Origin of the sequence: Microbacterium suaedae (assembly GCF_003254645.1) — a bacterium.
Classification (GTDB): domain Bacteria; phylum Actinomycetota; class Actinomycetes; order Actinomycetales; family Microbacteriaceae; genus Microbacterium; species Microbacterium suaedae.
In genome coordinates this window covers 304,016-322,718 of sequence record NZ_PNFD01000001.1, presented here as the reverse complement: position 1 = coordinate 322,718, position 18,703 = coordinate 304,016, and the positions used below count along the sequence as shown (strand labels likewise).

Below are 18,703 nucleotides of genomic sequence, written 5' to 3'. Positions count from 1 at the left end.
ACCCGTGATGTACATACCGAGTATATGCATACCGAGTATGTATGCATTGATCGGGCTCGCGGTTGCCGCGTGGTCGATATCTCGGGTCTGGGTGACCGTTCGGCACCCGTGAAGCGCCGTCACGCGGGTGGATAGGGTCGGAGGATGGCGGAGGACGAAGAGCGCGAGCTCGCCGCGCTGCGGCGGCGGGTGTACGGGGCCGATGCTGATCTCGCCGGGGATTCGGCCGCCGTCGCGAGGCTCGCGGAGCTCGAGCGCGCCGGACGCGCGGGCGCCGTGGAGGACAGGAGTCACGGCGGGGCCGCCGCTCGGGCCGATCCCGATGCGACGGATCCCGCGGCGGGGGAGCGAGACGGCCCGAGCGGCGTGGACGCCGCAACATGGTGGGACGACGTGAGCGAGCCCGCGGAGTCGGGGCACGGCGCGAGCGGCTCGGCGTTCGAAGGTGCACCTCTCCCGCACTCGAACGCTCGATCGGGCGTCGAGGCCGCCGCGGCCGGATCCGAGGATCTCGCCGCGCGGGCCGCGCGCTCGCGCGCACCGGAGGAAGAGGATCCCGCGCCCGACCCCGAGCGCACCCGCCCGCGCTGGCTCTCCCCGGCGCTCGTGGCGACCTCCGCGATCGTCGCCATCGTCATCATGCTCGTCGCAGGCGGTGCAGGCTGGGGCGGTGGTTTCCTCGCGGGCTGGGCGCGCGCTTCGGCGCCCGCCGAAGAGGTGGAGCTCGTGACGGTGCTCGAGGAGAAGGAGATGACGGAGGGCGTCATCGAGAGCCTCGGGGACATGGCCTGGCTCATCACGGAGACCGACCCGGAGACCGGCGAGCCGATCAACGGCGCCGGCGACGGCGAGACGGGAGCCTACTTCGGAACCATCGGAGAGAGCGCCCACGTCTTCATGCCGGGTGATGCGGTCTCCGGTCAGGATCGCGTCGAGGGCACCGCCTGTATTCAGATCGTCCAGGTGCGGGAGGACGAATCGACCGCAGCAACCTCGGGGTATGGCGGCGCGTGCGGCTCCGCCCGTCTGGGCGTGACGGTGGACGTTCATGTCGTGGAAGAGGTCTCGATGATGTTCGGCCCCGGCATCGTCGCAGACGATTTCCCCCCTGGAACCATGCTCCGCCTCATCTACGACCGCGACTCGCATGCCGTCGCGGTCTGGTCGCTCCCGCCGGAGCCCACATCCGATCCGGGGGCTTGAGCGCGTCCATAGAGTGCGCCGGATAGCATGGGTGGGTATGCCTCGCGCCGCCTGGCGCGAGGGGTCCGACGGGTCGCCGACGCGCCCGCCGCATTCGACCTGGGAGTGACACGTGGCAAATCCGTTCGAGAAGATTCTCCGCGCGGGCGAGGGGCGCGTGCGGCGCCGTCTCCAGCGCGTCGTCAACGCGGTGAATCACCTCGAGGAGAGCTACGCGCAGCTCACCGACGATGAGCTCCGCGGTGAGACGACCGAGCTGCGCGCGCGATTCGAGAAGGGCGAGACGCTCGACGACCTCATGCCCGAGGCGTTCGCGGCCGTCCGAGAGGCTGCCTCGCGCACGCTCGGTATGCGCCCCTACGACGTGCAGGTCATGGGTGGAGCGGCCCTGCACCTCGGCAACATCGCCGAGATGAAGACCGGTGAGGGAAAGACGCTCGTCGCGACGCTCCCCGCGTACCTGGGCGCGATCGCAGGCAAGGGCGTGCACGTCATCACGGTGAACGACTACCTCGCGAGCTACCAGTCGGAGCTCATGGGGCGCGTCTTCCGCGCGCTCGGCATGACGACGGGCGTCATCGTCTCCGGGCAGACCCCCGCGCAGCGCCGCGAGCAGTACGCGGCCGACATCACCTATGGCACGAACAACGAGTTCGGCTTCGACTACCTGCGCGACAACATGGCGTGGCGCAAGGAAGATCTCGTCCAGCGTGAGCACTTCTTCGCGATCGTCGACGAGGTCGACTCGATCCTCATCGACGAGGCGCGCACGCCCCTCATCATCTCGGGTCCGTCGGCGGGCGAGGCGAATCGCTGGTTCGCGGAGTTCGCGAAGATCGCGCGCACGCTGGAGGAGGGCGTCGACTACGAGGTCGACCTCAAGAAGCGCACGGTCGGTGTCCTCGAACCCGGCATCGAGAAAATCGAGGATCACCTCGGCGTCGACAACCTCTACGAGTCGGCCAACACGCCCCTGATCTCGTTCCTCAACAACTCGATCAAGGCCGTGGCTCTCTTCAACCGCGACCAGGACTACGTCGTCATCGACGACGAGGTGCAGATCGTCGATGAGCACACGGGGCGCATCCTTGCCGGCCGTCGCTACAGCGAGGGCATGCACCAGGCCATCGAGGCGAAGGAGGGCGTCCCGGTCAAGGCCGAGAACCAGACCCTCGCGACGGTCACGCTGCAGAACTACTTCCGTCTCTACGACAAGCTCGCGGGCATGACGGGCACAGCCGAGACCGAGGCGGCCGAGTTCATGTCGACCTACCAACTCGGCGTCATCCCGATCCCGACGAACAAGCCGATGATCCGCCGCGATGAGCAGGACCTCATCTACCGCACGGAGGAGGGCAAGTTCACGCAGGTCGCCGACGACATCGCCGAGCGTCACGAGAAGGGGCAGCCGGTTCTCGTCGGCACGGTGAGCGTCGAGAAGAGCGAGCGTCTCTCGACGCTTCTGTCGAAGCGCGGCATCCGCCACGAGGTGCTCAACGCGAAGAACCACGCGCGCGAGGCCGAGGTCGTCGCCCTCGCGGGTCGTCTCGGGGCCGTCACGGTGGCCACGAACATGGCGGGTCGCGGAACCGACATCATGCTCGGCGGCAATGCCGAGTTCATGGCCGTGCAGGAGATGCGATCGCGCGGCCTCGATCCCGAAGAGACCCCGGAAGAGTACGAGGAGGCCTGGGACGAGGTCTTCGACGATGCCAAGAAGCGCGCCGAGGAAGAGGGCGACAAGGTCCGCGAGGTCGGCGGGCTCTACGTCCTCGGCACCGAGCGGCACGAGTCGCGACGCATCGACAACCAGCTGCGCGGGCGCTCGGGACGACAGGGCGACCCCGGAGAGAGCCGCTTCTACCTGTCGCTCGAGGACGAGCTCATGCGCCGGTTCCGCTCGCCGCTCGCCGACGCGATGCTCGCGCGCACCGACTTCGACGACTCGCAGGTCATCACCGGGCGCGCCATCACGGGCCTCATCAAGAACGCGCAGGCGCAGATCGAGACGCGCAACGCCGAATCGCGCAAGAACGTCCTCAAGTACGACGACGTGCTCAACCGCCAGCGTCTCGCGATCTACTCGGATCGCCGCATCATCCTCGAGGGCGACGACATCGCCGAGCGCGTCGAGCACTTCATGGAGGACACGATCACGCAGGTGATCGCGGAGCACACGGCGACGGGTCACATCGAGAGCTGGGACTTCGACGCGCTCTGGACCGAGCTGAAGTCGCTGTACCCCGTCGGCGTCACGATCGAAGAGGTCGCCGCCGAGGCGCGCGGTCGCAAGGGCGGCATCGACCAGGCTGGCCTCACGCGCGAGATCCTCAGCGACGCGAAGATCGCCTACGGGAAGCGCGAGGAGGCTCTGGGAAGCGACGCAATGCGCGAGCTGGAGCGTCGCGTCGTGCTGCAGGTGCTCGACCGTCGCTGGCGTGATCACCTCTACGAGATGGACTACCTCAAGGACGGCATCGGCCTGCGCGCCATGGCGCAGCGCGACCCGCTGATCGAGTACCAGCGCGAGGGTCACGCGATGTACGCGACCATGATGTCGCAGGTCAAGGAAGAGACGATCGGCTACCTGTTCAACCTTGAGGTGAAGGTGAACGAGTCGGCCGACGGATCCGCGCAGCAGGTCGAGGCGAAGGGCCTCACCGAGGAGCCTGCCGGGCAGCAGAAGCTCGCCTACTCGGCGCCCGACGAGGACGGCGACGTCGAGGTGCGCGACGACCGTGGCCGCGTGCAGCGCGGTGAATCGGAGAGGGCCGCGGCGCCGGCGGCCGGATCCGCCTCGAAGCGCTCCGCGGGGCAGAAAGCTCCGATGAACCGCGAGGAGCGCCGGAAGCAGGCGAAGAAGAAGCAGTGACTCACCTCTGACGAGGGGTCGTCGGCGGCACGCCGACGACCCCTCGCCTGTGTGCGTGGGAGCCCCGCCGGGGCATATCCTGTCGTGATGAACGCCCCTCGCCCTCTCGACCAGTCTTCGAAGCTCCGCAACGTGCTCTACGAGATCCGCGGGGCCGCCCTCGCCGAGGCGCAGACGCTCGAGGCCGATGGGCACACGATCCTCAAGCTCAACACGGGAAACCCCGCGATCTTCGGCTTCGAGGCCCCGTACCAGATCGTGCGCGACATGCTGCAGGCGGTGCCGACGGCGCACGGCTACAGCGACAGCCGCGGCATCGTCGAGGCGCGACGTGCGATCGTCAGCCGGTACGAGAACGAGCCCGGGTTCCCCCGCTTCGACGTCGACGACGTCTACCTCGGCAACGGCGTGTCCGAGCTCATCACGATGACGATGCAGGCCCTGCTCAACGAGGGCGACGAGGTGCTGATCCCCGCACCCGACTACCCTCTGTGGACCGCGATGACGAGCCTGTCCGGCGGGACGCCCGTGCACTATCTCACCGACGAACAGAACGGGTGGCAGCCCGATCTCGACGACATCCGGGCGAAGGTCACGCCGAACACGAAGGCGATCGTCGTCATCAACCCCAACAACCCGACGGGAGCCGTGTACTCCCGAGAGGTGCTCGAGGGGATCGTGCAGATCGCGCGCGAGAACTCGCTGCTGCTGCTGAGCGACGAGATCTACGACCGGATCCTCTTCGACGATGCGAAGCACATCCCCACGGCGACGCTCGCGCCGGATCTGCTCTGCCTCACGTTCAACGGCTTGTCGAAGACGTACCGAGTCGCTGGATATCGCTCGGGATGGCTCGTCATCACCGGGCCGTCTCAGCACGCGAGTGGCTTCCTCGAGGGCATCCAGGTACTGGCGTCGACGCGCCTGTGCCCCAACGTGCCGTCCCAGCACGCCGTGCTCGCAGCTCTGACGGGGACGCAGTCGATCGATGCCCTCATCGCGCCGGACGGGCGCCTGCATGAGCAGAGGGATGTCGCCTGGGAGACCCTCAACGAGATCCCCGGTGTGACGTGCGTCAAGCCCGAGGGGGCGCTGTACGCCTTCCCCCGACTCGACCCCGAGGTGCACGAGATCCACGACGACAAGAAGCTCATCTACGACCTGCTGGTCGCCGAGCACATCCTCCTCGTCGAGGGAACCGGCTTCAACTGGCCGACGCCCGATCATCTGCGCGTCGTCACGCTCCCGGAGACGCGAGTGCTGTCTGATGCGATCGAACGTCTCGGGAACTTCCTCGCCTCGTATCGACAGTGACCGTTCGCGTCAGAGGACGGTGAGCGACGACGCCCGCCAGCGCCCGTCGATGCCCTCGAGGCGCATCGCGACCGCGCGAGTGCGGACAGGCATCGTGACGATTGCGGTGGCCTCGACGATGCCGTCGGCCGGTGATGAGGAGATCAGCCGGCGCAGGTGGTAGATCGGCTGCTTCGCCGTCTGCGAGCGCGCGCTGCGCGCGCGGGCGGCGAGGTTTGCCCGCAGCACGAGCCTGCTGTAGGGCTCCTCGGCCAGCCAGCGGGCGAGCTGATCGACGTCGCGCACACCGGCGATCACCTCGAGGGCTCCGCCTGCGAGCGTCGCGAGGAGCGGCGTCGGATTCGGGAGGTTCGCGCTGCTCGTGCGCTGCGGCGCGAACATGTCCTGGATCTCGTACGTGCGATGTCGGGGCGTGGCGGAGGAGGGCATGGCGTTCTTTGCTTTTGTGACCTTCGAAGGAGGTGGCCCGGGACAACCGGATTACTCCACATCAGCATGCGGCGGTCGACAGCAGTGAGGGGGAAATATGCCTGTGGAATCCTTCGGGGCCCGCTGATTGACGACTGTACGCTCGGCTCCATGTCCGATACGCGGTGGGATCCGCTCTTCGAGGATCTCGAGCAGCAGTTCACCGCCGAGCGCGAAGCCCGGCACGGGCAGCTCTCGGCCGAGACGGAGCGGGTGCGCGTCTCGCGCCTCTCTCTGCGCGACCGGCTTGTCGCCGTCGGCAGTGGCGCGCGCGTCGTCGTCGACGACTGTGCGGGCGGCACCCATCGGCTGTCCGTCGAGGCTGTGGGGGCCGACTGGATGGCCGGTGCGGAGGAGGGTGTGCCGGGACTCCTCGTGCTCCGGCTCGGAGCGATCGACGGACTCGTTTTCGAGGCCGACGATCGTCGGCGCTCGCTCGGTGAGCACACCGAGGATCCGCTGCGCGCGCGGATGGGCATCGGATTCGTGCTGCGCGCCCTCGCCCGACGACGGGCAGCGGTCACCCTCGGGCTCCTCCGCGGCGGCCGGGTGGCGGGCACGCCCACGTGCGCGGGCGCGGACCACGTGGATATCGCCATTCACGACGCGGGTGCCGCGCCTCGCGGATCCGATGTGGATCGAGTGCGCACGATCACCTTCGGCGCGATCTCCTGGGTGCGTACGACGAGTCGCCGCGACGTCGGGACGCTCTGAGGCCGTCAGAGTGGGTTGTGGCTGCCCCAGACCTCGGGCATGCTCGCGACGTTCGACTGGTGCCAGAGAGCATGCCGTCGGCTCTGCTCGTTCTGGTCGTCCAGATAGTCGCGAACGCTCGCACGCTCGACCCGCCACGCTGCGGGGCAGCCCAGCTGCGTTCCACGCAGGGCGCCATCGTGGACGAGGGAGACGACCTCCTCAGGCGTGATGCTGAGGAGCTCGGCCACCTGAGCGGTCGTGTAGAACAGCGCCTCCGGATCCGTCGACATGGTCCCATTATGGCGAACCGAAAGATTTCCTGCGCTGCTCGGCCCGAGCTGTGGACAGTTTTCGAGGCCCGTCTGCGAAATCTGCCAACATCTCGTGCATGTCCTCTTCACCCCGCCCTGCCGGCCGTGCCCGGTCCTCCTGGGCTGACCCACGTTTCCTCATCGGGGTCGCTCTCGTTCTCGCCTCGATCGCCGGCGTGTGGGGTGTCGTCCACGCCGCGCGCGAGACGGCACCCGTCCTGGTCGCGGCGCACGCCATCGTCCCGGGGCAGGCGGTCACGGTCGCCGACGTCGTCGAGCTCGAAACGCAGCTGGGCGACGCGACCGACGACTACCTGGTTGCATCGGATCTCACTGAGGGGCTCGTCTCCACCCGGACGATCGCCGAGGGCGAGCTGCTGCCTGCTGCGGCCGTCGGATCCTCCTCCGATGCCGACGTGACGACTGTCGTCGTGCGCAGCGCTCTCGACGTTCCGGGGGACATCGCGTCCGGCTCGACGGTCGAGCTCTGGGCGGCTCCTCTCGTGGCGCCCGGCGAGCACGGCGAACCGCAGGTGATCGTCGCCGACGCCGTTGTCGGACAGGTCCGCGCCGACGACGGCGTCGTCGCGCGTGCGGGCGCTGTGCTGGAACTCGTCGTCTCTCGCGATGACGTTCCGGGTGTGCTCGCGCATGTCTCCGGCGGCTCGGCGATCTCGGCCGTGCCCGTGCTCGTCCCAGAGGAGGACGAGGCGGCCTCCTCGTCGCCAGAGGCGGACGACGGCTCGACCGGGGCCGACGGGTGAGCGCGATCGTCGCGGTCGACGAGCCGCACGGTTCGCGAATTGCGGCCGCTGTCGCCGAAGAGGGCATCGAGGTCGCCGCTCTCGTACGTCCGAAGGAGATCGTCGCTGCCGTGGCGGATGCGTCCTCGCGCGTCTGGGAGGCGCTTCGCGAAGCCGACACGATCATCCTGCACGCGACACGGGTCGTGCTCGTCCCCGAGGTCGTCGCGATATGTGATCGCAGCGGGGTGCGCATCGTCGCCCTCGCCGATCGCGGGGCCGAGCGTCGCGCGGTCGCGTCTTTCGGACTCTCAGACGCACTCCCTCTCGCCGCCGACGGTGCTGAGATCCGCACGGCCGTCGAGTCGCGGCAGATGCGAGTGACCGAGAAGCTGCCGGGCGAGAACCGGCGGGGGAAGGTCACGGTCGTGTGGGGACCGCACGGGGCGCCGGGGCGCACGACGATCGCCCTCGCGGTCTCGGCTGCTCTCGCCCTCCGCGGAGAGCGGGTCGCGATCGTCGACGCAGACACGCACGCCCCGTCGATCGCGCAGCGACTTGACCTGCCGGACGAGGCGCCGGGATTTCCCGCGGCCTGCCGCCAGACCGACTATGGCGTCCTCGACCCGCACGAGCTCACGCGACTCAGTGCGCCGGTCGCCTTCGGCGAGCACCCGATCGAGGTGCTTACGGGCATCAACCGACCGTCACGGTGGCCCGAGATGTCGGCGCAGCGCGTCGCTTCCGCGCTGGACGTCGCCCGCGACTGGGCCGATCACATCATCGTCGATATCGGTGCTTCACTGGAGGCCGACGAAGAGATCGTGAGCGACATCGACGCGCCACGGCGCAACGCGGCCGCCCTTGCCGCGGTGTCTGCGGCAGACTCCCTCATCGCGGTCGCGGCAGCAGAGCCGGTCGGCATCGCGCGATTCATCCGAGGAATGGCCCGTGTGGACGAGATCGCGCCGCGCGCTCCGCGCAGAGCGGTCGTCAACCGAATGCGCAGCGCCCCATTCGGCGTCGACGGCACCCGGCAGGTACGGCGTTCGCTCGCACAGTATGCCGGGGTCGACGATGCGTGGTTCGTGCCAGACGATCCGCGGGCCGCCGACGCTGCGCTGCTCGCGGCACGTCCTGTGCTGCCACGCCGACGGGCGCCGCTCGCACACGCGGTGGGGCGCCTCACGACTACGCTGTGAAGCGTGTCGACACTCAGCGATCTCCTCACGTCCCAGGACCGTTTGAGCGAGAAGGACATCGAATGGATCCATCGCGTCCACGGCGATGGGCAGCTCCTCGCCGACCTCGCGTCAGCAGACATCGTGATCTGGGGGCAGACCTCTGACGATTCGTTCCGCGCTGTCGGGCACATCCGGCCGAGCGGATCGGCGACGCTCTTCTACCGCGACATCGTCGGCGAGAAGGTGCGCCCGCAGTGGCAGAGCCAGGTGCGCGAGGCGTTCCGTACGGGCGAGATCGTGGACTCGTCGAGCCCCGAGTGGTTCGAGGAGACGCCGACGCGCGTCAAAGCCGTGCCGATCGTTCGTCGTGACGACGACGGCACCTCGGTCATCGGCGTGCTCACGCGGCACACGAACCTCAGCGAGGTGCGTGCACCGTCGCGTCAGCAGTTGACCTTCGACGAGTGCGCCAACGCGATCTTCGGCATGATCGCCACGGGTGACTATCCCGATATGACCGCGCCCATGGGGCCCCGTCGGGGGGCGCCTCGCGCGGCAGACGGCATGATCCGGCTCGACGTCGACGGTGTCGTGACCTTTGCGAGCCCCAACGGACTGAGTGCCTTTAATCGCATCGGGTTCGTCGACGAGCTCGAGGGAGAGACGCTGTCCGATGTGGCGCGGCAGATCATGCCGCCCGAGCGCGACGCATCGGCCGACGAGGCGTCGCTGCCCGTTCTGCTCACCGGGCGCACGCCGTGGCGCAGCGACATCCAGGCGCGGGGCGTGACGGTCGCGCTTCGCATCATCCCGATGCGAGATCATGGCGAGCGACTCGGCGCCGTGGTGCTGTGCCGCGATGTCAGCGAGCTGCGCAACCAGGAGCAGGAGCTCCTCACGAAGGACGCGACGATCCGCGAGATCCATCACCGCGTCAAGAACAATCTTCAGACGGTCGCGTCGCTTCTGCGTATTCAGGCGCGCCGCACCGCGAGCGACGAAGCGCGCGAATCGCTTCTGCAAGCGATGCAGCGGGTCGCCGCGATCGCGGTCGTGCACGACACGCTGTCCGAAGGACTGAGTCAGAAGGTCGACTTCGACGCGGTCTTCGCGCGGGTGCTGCGGCTCGTCGCGGAGGTGGCTGCCGCGCAGAACACGGTCGCCCACACGCGTACGACGGGAACGTTCGGGACACTCCCGAGCGAGTATGCGACGCCGCTCGCCCTCGCTCTGACGGAGATCGTCACGAACGCCGTCGAACACGGGCTCGCGGGACGCGAGGGCGAGGTCGAGATCGTGGCGGAGCGCGGGGACGAGGAACTCCTCGTGCGCGTGCGCGACACAGGTGGCGGTCTGCCGGAGGGGCAGGTCGGGCGAGGACTCGGCACACAGATCGTGCGCACGCTCATTCAGGGCGAGCTGAGTGGTTCGATCGAGTGGCGCCAGATCAGCGGATCCGACTCGGTCTTCGACGGGGGAACCGAGGTGGCGATCGACATTCCACTGCGGTGGGTCAAGCCCTGAGTCGCTGACCCTGGACGCACAGCGCGCCCCCTCGCGAGGAGGGGGCGCGCTGTGGAAGGGTCAGCTGGCGCGACGGGCGCGAGCGGCGCGGCGCTTGAGCGCGCGGCGCTCGTCTTCGCTGAGCCCGCCCCAGACACCCGAGTCCTGCCCGGACTCGAGGGCGTACTGCAGGCACACCTCTGTGACAGTGCAGCGCGCGCAGACGGACTTCGCCTTCTCGATCTGGTCAACTGCGGGGCCGGTGTTGCCGACCGGGAAGAACAGTTCGGGGTCGACTGTCAGGCACGCGGCCTTGTCACGCCAATCCATGCGGGGGAGCTCCTTGCGAGGTGGTGGGGTCTGTCTGGTCGTCAGCGGATCGGATCGGGTCGATTACGCTGGATGTGCGACGGGGCTCCTGACCCCGCACCCCACCACGCTGTGGGAAACACACCGTTAACAATTGTCGTACAGGTGATGCCCTCGATCAAGGGTTTCTGGAAATCTCCAGGAATCCGCCCGCCGATACCGGCGGGCGGAGACGGTCGGACGGATCATCGAGAAGGGCCCCATGACGCCTTCCGCCGCCTTCCGCGCACCCGCTGCGAGAGCCGCTGCCGTGCTGCTTGCGCTTGAAGCGATCGCGCTGCTCCTGCTCACCGGCGTACAGTTCGTCGAGCTCATCCAGGGGGATCTCGCATCGGTCGCGACGTCGGTGGCGCTCGTCGTGATGTCCCTCGCGGCGACGATCGCGCTCGCGGCGTTTGCGGTGGCCGTCTGGTCCGGGCGCTCGTGGGGCAGGTCCGGGGGCGTCGTCGCCCAGGTGCTCATCTTCGCCGTCGCGGTCGGATCTGTGCAGGGCGGGGCGGCTCACTGGGGTGTGGCTGCCGCACTCGCCGTGCCCGCGATCGTCACCTTCATCGCGCTGATCCTTGCGGCACGACAGTCGCGCCCGCCGTCTCCACGCGACTGATCGCCGCGATGCACGAAGAAGCGCCCGGAAGACCCGGGCGCTTCTTTGTGCGCGCGGGCGTCGAACGGGAGGGAATACACGTCCCGCCATGGCGTTGAACTTGACAAGGATGGACTCAAGTCATGAAACTTGAGTCGCATCAGGTCAAGTTCTATGAGGAGGAGGGTCATGCCCGACACGGAGTTTCCCGTCGGCGCGGGGTCGTTCGACGAGTTCCTGGCGCGGTATCTGCAGGGGCAGCGGGCGCGTGAGGCGCGATCGATCGACATTCGGCGCCTACTCAGCGCTCGCACGCACGAAGTCATCCAGAAGGCGGGCGCCTACGCGCTCGAGCGCGGACAGGCCGAGCTCGACGCGCTGCACCTGCTCCGGGTGCTCCCCGGCGACGAGACGGTCGCTCCCGCGCTTTCGGCGATCGGCGTCGATGCCGATGCGCTCGCGTCGGCGGCTGAATCCTCATTGCCGCAGGCGACGGCCCCCACCGGTGCCGATGCCGCGCAGATGACGGCCTCGGCCCAGCGGGCCCTCTATCACGCCGTCCAGATTGCGCGCTCTTCGGGATCGACCTACGTCGACCCCGAGCACCTCTTCTTCGCGCTCGTGCTGTCGCAGGACACGCCGGCGGGTCGGATCCTCGCTGCGCAGGGCGTCACGCCCGACGCGCTTCTGCACGGTGCTCGCGAGCAGGCCGTCCCGCAGGGAGCGGGGGAGCAGCAGACGTCGCAGGAGTCGATGCTCGACACCTACGGCGTCGATCTCACGGCCCGTGCTCGCGAAGGGCGGATCGACCCTGTCATCGGGCGCGAGGACGAGATCGAGCAGACGATCGAGATCCTCTCGCGCCGCACGAAGAACAACCCTGTTCTCGTCGGCGAGGCCGGTGTCGGCAAGACGGCGATCGCCGAGGGGCTCGCCCGCGCGATCGTCGCCGATGAGGTGCCTCAGCAGCTGTCCGGCAAGCGCGTCGTGAGCGTCGATATGGCGGGGATGCTGTCGGGGGCGCGCTACCGCGGCGACTTCGAGGAGCGGCTGACGAAGACGCTGGAGGAGGTCGCGGCGCAGGAGGGGGAGATCATCCTCTTCGTCGACGAGCTGCACACGATCGTCGGCGCCGGAGGCGGCGACGGCGGTGCAATGGACGCGGGGAACATCCTCAAGCCGCGCCTTGCGCGTGGTGAGCTGCACCTGGTCGGCGCCACGACCCTCGACGAGTTCCGACGGATCGAGAAGGACGGCGCGCTCGCGCGGCGGTTCCAGCCCGTGCGCGTGGGCGAGCCGAGCGTCGAGGATGCCGTTCTCATCCTGCACGGATTGCGCGAGGCGTACGAGGCGCACCACGAGGTGACGTATACAGAAGACGCGCTTCGTGCGGCCGTCGAGCTCAGCGATCGCTACATCGCCGATCGCGTGCTGCCCGACAAGGCGATCGACCTCATCGACCAGGCCGGTGCCCGTTTGCGCCTGCGGCTCGGGGAGGGCACCTCCACCGACGACCTGCGCGCGCGGCTCGCCGAGCTGGAGGCCGACAAGAACCAGGCTGTCTCGGCCGAGCGCTATGAGGAGGCTTCGCGGATCCGTGATGAGATCGCGCGCGTGAACGAGCGCCTCGATCAGGTGGTGGCGAATCCCGCCCGCGATGCCGTCGTCGACGAGGAGCAGATCGCCGCCGTCGTGAGCCGCGCCACGGGGATCCCTGCGAGCCGTCTCACGGAGGGCGAGCGCGCGCGCCTCGGCCGCCTCGAGCAGGAGCTCCACGCGAGGGTCGTCGGCCAGGACGACGCCGTGACTGCCGTGGCGAAGGCGGTGCGCCGCAGTCGCACCGGTATGGGCGACGCCCACCGGCCCGTCGGCTCGTTCCTCTTCCTCGGGCCGACAGGAGTCGGCAAGACCGAGCTCGCGAAGGCACTCGCCGAGAGCCTGTTCGACGACGAGGAGCGCGTCGTGCGCTTCGACATGAGTGAGTACGGCGAGCGCCACACCGTCAGCCGGCTCGTCGGTGCGCCTCCCGGATACGTCGGTTACGACGAGGCCGGGCAGCTCACCGAACGCGTGCGCCGCAACCCCTACTCGGTCGTGCTCTTCGACGAGATCGAGAAGGCGCACCCCGACGTGTTCAACCTGCTGCTGCAGGTGCTTGACGACGGTCGCCTGACCGACGGGCAGGGGCGCACGGTCGATTTCCGTCACACGGTGATCATCATGACGTCGAACCTCGGCAGCGAGTTCCTTGCCTCCCGGGCAGGGGCGATCGGGTTCTCGGCCACCGGACGCGACTTCGATGAGAAGGATCTGCATGACCGCGTCATGGGGCGTCTGCGCGAGCAGATGCGCCCGGAGTTCCTCAACCGCATCGATGAGATCGTGCTGTTCCGCAAGCTCGAGCGCGAGCAGCTGCGCGAGATCGTCGACCTCGTGCTCGGCGCGACGCGCAAGCGGCTCGACGCCCGAGGGGTCGATCTCGAGGTCACGGACGCGGCATTCGCCTGGCTCGCTGACGCCGGGTACCAGCCCGAGTACGGGGCGCGTCCCCTGCGCCGCGTGATTCAGCGTGAGATCGATGATCGCATCGCCGAACTGTTCGTGTCGGGCGAGTTGGCGGACGGCGGATCCGTTCACGTCGACGCCGCGGACGGCGCCCTCGTCGTCCGGGCGAGGGAGCGGGCACCGCTCGCTGCATGATCACTGGTCACGACACGCCCTGCGCTGCGCGCGCGGTCAGGCGTGTCGTGACCAGCATGATGCTTCGTCAGAGGGCGAGGGGCGGGTCGCGCCGCCCGCCCCTTACCTCAGAACAGCAGGTACACGGATCCGACGACCGTGAGCACGATGACGATCGCGTCGAACACCCGCTGCGAGAGATGCGCGAGGACGACGCGGCCGATCACGGCGCCGATCAGCACGGGGACGACGAGGATCAGGTCCATCCAGACCGTTTCGAGCGTGATCAGGCCGAGGCCGATCGAGAACGGCAGCTTCGTGAGATTGACGACCGCGAAGAACCACGCCGCGGTCCCGAGGAACGCCTTCATCTCGAAGCGCGAGGCGAGGAAGTACATCGACATGACGGGTCCGCCGGCATTGGCGACCATCGTCGTGAAGCCGCCGAGGGATCCGTAGGCGAAGGCCGTGCCACGGCCCGCCTGCTCGGCGACCTCCGCGGCGGGCCGGCGCCGGCGCCAGAGCGTGAGGGCGATGAGGGCGAGCAGGACGATCGCGATCGATCGCTTCACCCATTCGTCGCCCACGAGGGCGAGGAACACGACGCCCACAGCGAGCCCGACGAGCACTGAGGGGATGAGGCGCACCAGCGCGCGAAGATCCGCGTGCCGCCGGTACAGGAGGAGAGCGAGCACGTCGCCCACCATGAGCAGGAGCAGCATCGCCCCCGTCGATTCGCGAGCCGGGAGTACGGCGGCGAACAGGGCGATGCCGAGGGTGTTTGCCCCGGGCAGTCCCGTCTTCGAGACCCCGATCGTCATCGCGCCGATGACGAGCGCGATCCATGCGAGGGGAGCGAGTTCGGGAACGGCCACGAGGGACAACGCTACGCGCTCGCGGCCCTGAAGATCACAGCGTGTCGAGCGCGTGGCGCAGGTCGTCGATGAGGTCGCGGGGATCCTCGAGTCCGACCGACAGGCGCAGCGTCGCCCAGGAGATTCCGGCGGCCTCGAGCTGCGCGGGCGTCATGTGATTGTGCGTCATCGATGCCGGGTGGCAGATGAGGCTGCGCGCGTCGCCGATGTTCGCGACGAGCTTGACGACCTCGAGGCGTTCGATGAATCGTGCGGCTCGGTCGAAAGCGGCTTCGTCATCCTCGTCGTCGGCGCCGGCGAGCTCGAACGCGTAGACCGACGGAATTCCCTGCGGATAGAGAGCGTGAGCCGCGTCGTGGTAGCGATTGCCCGGGAGCCCGGGGTGGTGCACGACGCGCACGGCAGGGTGGGCGTCGAGAGCGCGAGCGACCTCAAGGCCCGAGGCTGCGTGGCGCGCCATGCGCAGGTCCAGCGTCTCGAGCCCCTCGATGAGCTGGAAGGCGTTGAAGGGGCTGAGCGCGGGGCCGAGGTCAGCGACGAACCGGCTCTTGAGCAGGGTCGTGAAGGCGCCCTCGCGCCCGAAGGCGTCCCACAGGGCGACGTCCCCGTAGCGCCAGTGCGGGGTGAACAGGCTCGGCCACTTCTCGCGATCAGCGGTGAAATCGAACGTGCCGAGATCGACGACGACGCCGCCGAGCGACGTGCCGTGCCCGCCGATGAACTTCGTCGCCGAGTGCACGACGATGTCGGCACCGTGGTCCTTCACGCGGATGAGCGAGGGCGTTCCGACCGTGTTGTCGACGACGAGGGGGACGCCTGCCTCGTGCGCGATGTCGGCGACGGCGCGGATGTCGAGCACCTGCGCGACGGGATTCGCCACCGACTCGGCGAAGAGCAGCCGGGTCGACGGCCGCACGGCCGCGCGCCACGCGTCGAGGTCGTCCTGATCGACGAAGGTGACCTCGATGCCGAGGTCACGGTAGGTGTCGTCGAACAGATCGATCGTGCCGCCGTAGAGCGAGCTCGAGGCGACGATGTGACCGCCTCGCCCCGCGAGCGCGAGGCTTGCGATCGTCGTGGCCGCCTGCCCAGAGGCGACGGCAGCCGCGGCGACGCCGCCCTCGAGCGCGGCGACGCGCTGCTCGAACACGGCCTGCGTCGGCGTGCCGTTCCGGCTGTAGATGTTGCCGGACTTGCGCAGCGCGAACAGCTCGCGCGCGTCGGAGAGCGAGGCGAACTCGTACGCGGACGACTGGTAGATCGGCGTCGCGACAGGGTTCTGCGGCGTGCCCGGGACGTAGCCCGCATGCAGCTGCGTCGTGGCGGGCGAGAGCGTGCGAGCGTCGGGCATCGTCATGCCGTCATTCTCGCCCCCCGAGGGTGGGTGCCGCCAAGGCCGGTGACGGAATGTGTCAGGGGGCGATGAGCAGCTTCCCCGGGGCGCCGGAATCGTTCGCGGTCTGCGCGGCGCCGGCCTCGTCGAGCGAGAACTGTGCGCCGAGCTCGACGTCGAAGTAGCCCGCCGCCATGAGCGCGAGTGCGACGGGCATCGCTTCGGCGCGCCACGCGAGCTGCTGCGGAGTGAGGGGCTTCGCGGATCCGCCCGCGAAGGCACGCAGGCCGAGCTCGTCGGCCTTCGCGCCGATGACGATCGTCGCGATCCGGCTCTTGTCGTCGAGGAGCTCGATCGATGTCTCGAGAACGCCGTCGGCGCCGGCGCAGTCGAGGATCGCCGAGACGCCGTCCGGTGCGGCGTCGAGGACGCGCCCGGTCAGGCCATCTCCGTAGCGGACGGGCTCGGCGCCCAGATCGCGCACGCGATCCGCACGCGCATCGCTCGTCGTCGCGATGACGTGCGCGCCGAACAGCACGGCGAACTGGATGGCCGCCTGGCCGACGGCGCCGGAGCCGCCATGAATGAGGAGCGTGTCGTCCTCGCGGATCCCGAGCGAGCGGAGCGCCTGATAGGCCGTTCCGGCGGGGATGCCGAGGGCAGCGCCCTGAGCGGCCGAAACGCCGGCGGGACGCAGGAAGACGCGGTCGGCGTCGAGGACGACATCGGTCGCGTAAGCGCCGACCGCGCCGAAGAATGCGACGGGGTCGCCCTCGCGGAATCCGTCGACGCCCTCGCCGACGGCCAAGACGATGCCCGCTCCATCGGATCCTGTGCGCCACGGTCCGTCGCCGGGGAGCGGACGGATGCCCGATCGCAGCTTGCGGTCGACGGGGTTCACACCCGCGGCCTCGACGGAAACCGCGAGCTGTCCGGGACCGGGAGTGGGAGCGTCGACCTCGACGACCTCGAGAACTTCGGGCCCGCCGACCTGCTGGAACTGCACAACCTTCGCCATGCGCCCCAGGCTACCGCCGCGCGGGGCTCGTCGGCGCGCCCCCGGAAACTCGCCGAGTCCACAAGTCTTCACCGAGTCCGCGGGGAATTGCACCGGACTTGGCGAAGACTTGTGGACTTTGCGAGAAAGTGCGGATCCGTCAGGGGAGGCGGGCGCGGTAGGCGTCGCGGACAGCGGGGGCGGGGGCGGGCGGGAGCGTCGCCAGGGGCGTCGGGCGCCAGGACGGGCGGGCGCCCGTCAGCGCCCACGCCGCCTGGGTGGATGCGCCGAGCGCGACGTACTCGCCCGGGTCAGGGACGACGACCTCGATGCCGAACACCTCGGCGGCGATCCGTTGCACAGCCGGGTTCTGCGCTGCGCCGCCGGTGAGCAGCACGCGCTTTGCCTCGACGCCGAGCGTGCGCATGGCGTCGAGCCCCTCGGCGAGGCTGCACAGCACCCCTTCGATCGCCGCGCGCGCGAGATTCTCGCGCGTCGTCGAGGCGAGCGTCATGCCGAAAAGCGTTGCCGTCGCGTCGGGTCGGTTGGGCGTGCGCTCGCCCTCGAACCAGGGCTGCAGGACGAGTCCTGCGGATCCCGTGTCCGTCGCGAGCGCGAGCTCGGCGAGGCCCGCGTGATCGACGTCGAGCAGACCCGCCACCGCGTCGAGCACGCGCGCGGCGTTCAGCGTCGTCACGATCGGAAGGTGGGCGCCCGAGGCGTCCGCGAAGCCGGCGACCGTGCCGCTCGAGTCGCGGATCGGATCCCGCGCGATCGCGAACACGGTGCCGCTCGTACCGATCGATACGCCGACGTCGCCGGGGCGCGCGTCCATCCCCAGGGCGGCGCCCGCATTGTCGCCGCACCCCGCGCCAACCGTGCGCCCCGCGCCGTCCTTGACGTTCTCGGCCGGGCCGAGCACGCGCGGCAGCACGATGTCTCCGGCGTCCCGCCGCAGCGCAAGCGACAGAAGCTCACGATCGTACGCTCCGCGCGAGGCGTCGTAGTAGCCGGTTCCGCTGGCATCGGATCGGTCGGTCACGAGCTCGTCGAGCTGCGGACCCCGCTCCGACTCGCCCTCGGGGCCGAAGCCGCGCAGGCGCCACGTCAGCCAGTCGTGGGGGAGGGCGACCGCCGCGATGCGGGCTGCGTTGTCGGGCTCGGCGTCGGCGAGCCAGCGCAGCTTCGTGATCGTGAAGGAAGCGACGGGGACGAGCCCCGTTCGCGCAGCGAACTCGGTGGCCCCGACCTCCTCCGTCAGCTCGGCCGCGGCGTCTGCCGATCGGGTGTCGTTCCAGAGGAGGGCGTCGCGGATGACGCGGCCGTCGGCGTCGAGCGCGACAAGCCCGTGCTGCTGGCCGGCGATGCTCCACGCGGCGACGTCGTCGAGACCGCCTGCGCCGGCGATCGCCTCGCGGAGCGCGCGCCACCAGTGCGCGGGATCGACTTCGGATCCGCCCGGGTGCGGCGCGCGACCAGAGCGCGCGATGGCGCCCGTGTCGGCATCGCGCACAATGATCTTGCAGCTCTGCGTCGACGAATCGACGCCGGCGACCAGCGTCACGCGGCCCCC

Annotated in this window: 16 protein-coding genes; 9 read left to right on the top strand and 7 right to left on the bottom strand. The window is 69.3% G+C overall.

The features are described 5' to 3' along the window. The first annotated feature begins 144 nt into the window (after positions 1-144). The 3 genes from C0012_RS01420 to C0012_RS01410 all read left to right on the top strand — a co-directional run bounded on the left by C0012_RS01420 (position 145) and on the right by C0012_RS01410 (position 5,389). Positions 145-1,203: a hypothetical protein gene (locus C0012_RS01420; RefSeq protein WP_110588539.1), complete on the top strand. Its 1,059-nt coding sequence runs from the start codon at positions 145-147 to the stop codon at positions 1,201-1,203. 112 nt (positions 1,204-1,315) lie between these two features. Then, the gene (gene secA, locus C0012_RS01415; protein ID WP_110588540.1) at positions 1,316-4,075 is read left to right on the top strand and encodes a preprotein translocase subunit SecA; all 2,760 of its coding nucleotides are present in this window, start codon (positions 1,316-1,318) and stop codon (positions 4,073-4,075) included. An 87-nt stretch (positions 4,076-4,162) separates the two neighbouring features. Continuing rightward, positions 4,163-5,389 carry a pyridoxal phosphate-dependent aminotransferase gene (locus tag C0012_RS01410; RefSeq protein WP_110588541.1) on the top strand — a complete coding sequence of 409 codons (1,227 nt, stop codon included), beginning with the start codon at positions 4,163-4,165 and terminating at the stop codon, positions 5,387-5,389. Between the two features lie 9 nt (positions 5,390-5,398). Here the strand turns inward: C0012_RS01410 and C0012_RS01405 are convergent, their stop codons facing one another. Then, the gene (locus C0012_RS01405) at positions 5,399-5,818 is read right to left on the bottom strand and encodes an Rv3235 family protein (protein WP_110588542.1); all 420 of its coding nucleotides are present in this window, start codon (positions 5,816-5,818) and stop codon (positions 5,399-5,401) included. 150 nt (positions 5,819-5,968) lie between these two features. Here C0012_RS01405 and C0012_RS01400 point away from each other — a divergent pair, with 150 nt between their 5' ends. Further along, positions 5,969-6,571, top strand: a complete 603-nt coding sequence (locus tag C0012_RS01400) for a hypothetical protein (protein ID WP_110588543.1) — start codon at positions 5,969-5,971, stop codon at positions 6,569-6,571. Between the two features lie 5 nt (positions 6,572-6,576). Here the strand turns inward: C0012_RS01400 and C0012_RS01395 are convergent, their stop codons facing one another. Then, on the bottom strand, positions 6,577-6,843 hold the full coding sequence (locus C0012_RS01395; protein WP_110588544.1) for a helix-turn-helix domain-containing protein: 267 nt from the start codon (positions 6,841-6,843) through the stop codon (positions 6,577-6,579). A 98-nt stretch (positions 6,844-6,941) separates the two neighbouring features. On the opposite strand from C0012_RS01395, the gene C0012_RS01390 reads away from it, so the two are divergent. Genes C0012_RS01390 through C0012_RS01380 form a run of 3 tightly spaced genes read left to right on the top strand, consistent with a single transcriptional unit; the run spans position 6,942 to position 10,315 of the window. Continuing rightward, entirely contained in the window at positions 6,942-7,628 is a 687-nt protein-coding gene (locus tag C0012_RS01390) for an SAF domain-containing protein (protein ID WP_162621811.1), read from the top strand. Continuing rightward, positions 7,625-8,809, top strand: coding sequence for an AAA family ATPase (locus C0012_RS01385; RefSeq protein ID WP_110588546.1), 1,185 nt, complete (start codon positions 7,625-7,627; stop codon positions 8,807-8,809). Before C0012_RS01390 ends, C0012_RS01385 begins: the two co-directional genes overlap by 4 nt. Positions 8,810-8,812: 3 nt before the next feature. After that, on the top strand, positions 8,813-10,315 hold the full coding sequence (locus tag C0012_RS01380) for a sensor histidine kinase (protein WP_110588547.1): 1,503 nt from the start codon (positions 8,813-8,815) through the stop codon (positions 10,313-10,315). A gap of 60 nt (positions 10,316-10,375) precedes the next feature. On the opposite strand, the gene C0012_RS01375 is transcribed toward C0012_RS01380, so the two are convergent. After that, complete coding sequence (locus tag C0012_RS01375) at positions 10,376-10,624, bottom strand: WhiB family transcriptional regulator (RefSeq protein WP_013583608.1); 249 nt, start codon at positions 10,622-10,624, stop codon at positions 10,376-10,378. Between the two features lie 241 nt (positions 10,625-10,865). Between C0012_RS01375 and C0012_RS01370 the strand changes: the two genes are divergently transcribed. Both C0012_RS01370 and C0012_RS01365 read left to right on the top strand, forming a co-directional pair. Next, positions 10,866-11,267, top strand: a complete 402-nt coding sequence (locus C0012_RS01370; protein ID WP_110588548.1) for a histidine kinase — start codon at positions 10,866-10,868, stop codon at positions 11,265-11,267. 168 nt (positions 11,268-11,435) lie between these two features. After that, positions 11,436-13,946 (top strand): ATP-dependent Clp protease ATP-binding subunit, encoded by a 2,511-nt coding sequence (locus tag C0012_RS01365; protein ID WP_110588549.1) that lies wholly within the window; start codon positions 11,436-11,438, stop codon positions 13,944-13,946. Positions 13,947-14,053: 107 nt separating this feature from the next. Here C0012_RS01365 and C0012_RS01360 read toward each other — a convergent pair whose 3' ends face one another. The 4 genes from C0012_RS01360 to C0012_RS01345 form a co-directional block, all read right to left on the bottom strand. Next, a complete protein-coding gene (locus tag C0012_RS01360) occupies positions 14,054-14,746 on the bottom strand; it encodes a sulfite exporter TauE/SafE family protein (protein WP_110588827.1) in 693 nt (230 codons plus the stop codon). Between the two features lie 88 nt (positions 14,747-14,834). Beyond that, complete coding sequence (locus tag C0012_RS01355; protein WP_198411037.1) at positions 14,835-16,157, bottom strand: O-acetylhomoserine aminocarboxypropyltransferase/cysteine synthase family protein; 1,323 nt, start codon at positions 16,155-16,157, stop codon at positions 14,835-14,837. A 55-nt stretch (positions 16,158-16,212) separates the two neighbouring features. Continuing rightward, the gene (locus C0012_RS01350; RefSeq protein WP_110588550.1) at positions 16,213-17,151 is read right to left on the bottom strand and encodes a quinone oxidoreductase family protein; all 939 of its coding nucleotides are present in this window, start codon (positions 17,149-17,151) and stop codon (positions 16,213-16,215) included. Positions 17,152-17,290: 139 nt separating this feature from the next. Continuing rightward, positions 17,291-18,694 carry a xylulokinase gene (locus C0012_RS01345; protein WP_110588551.1) on the bottom strand — a complete coding sequence of 468 codons (1,404 nt, stop codon included), beginning with the start codon at positions 18,692-18,694 and terminating at the stop codon, positions 17,291-17,293. Positions 18,695-18,703: the final 9 nt, after the last annotated feature.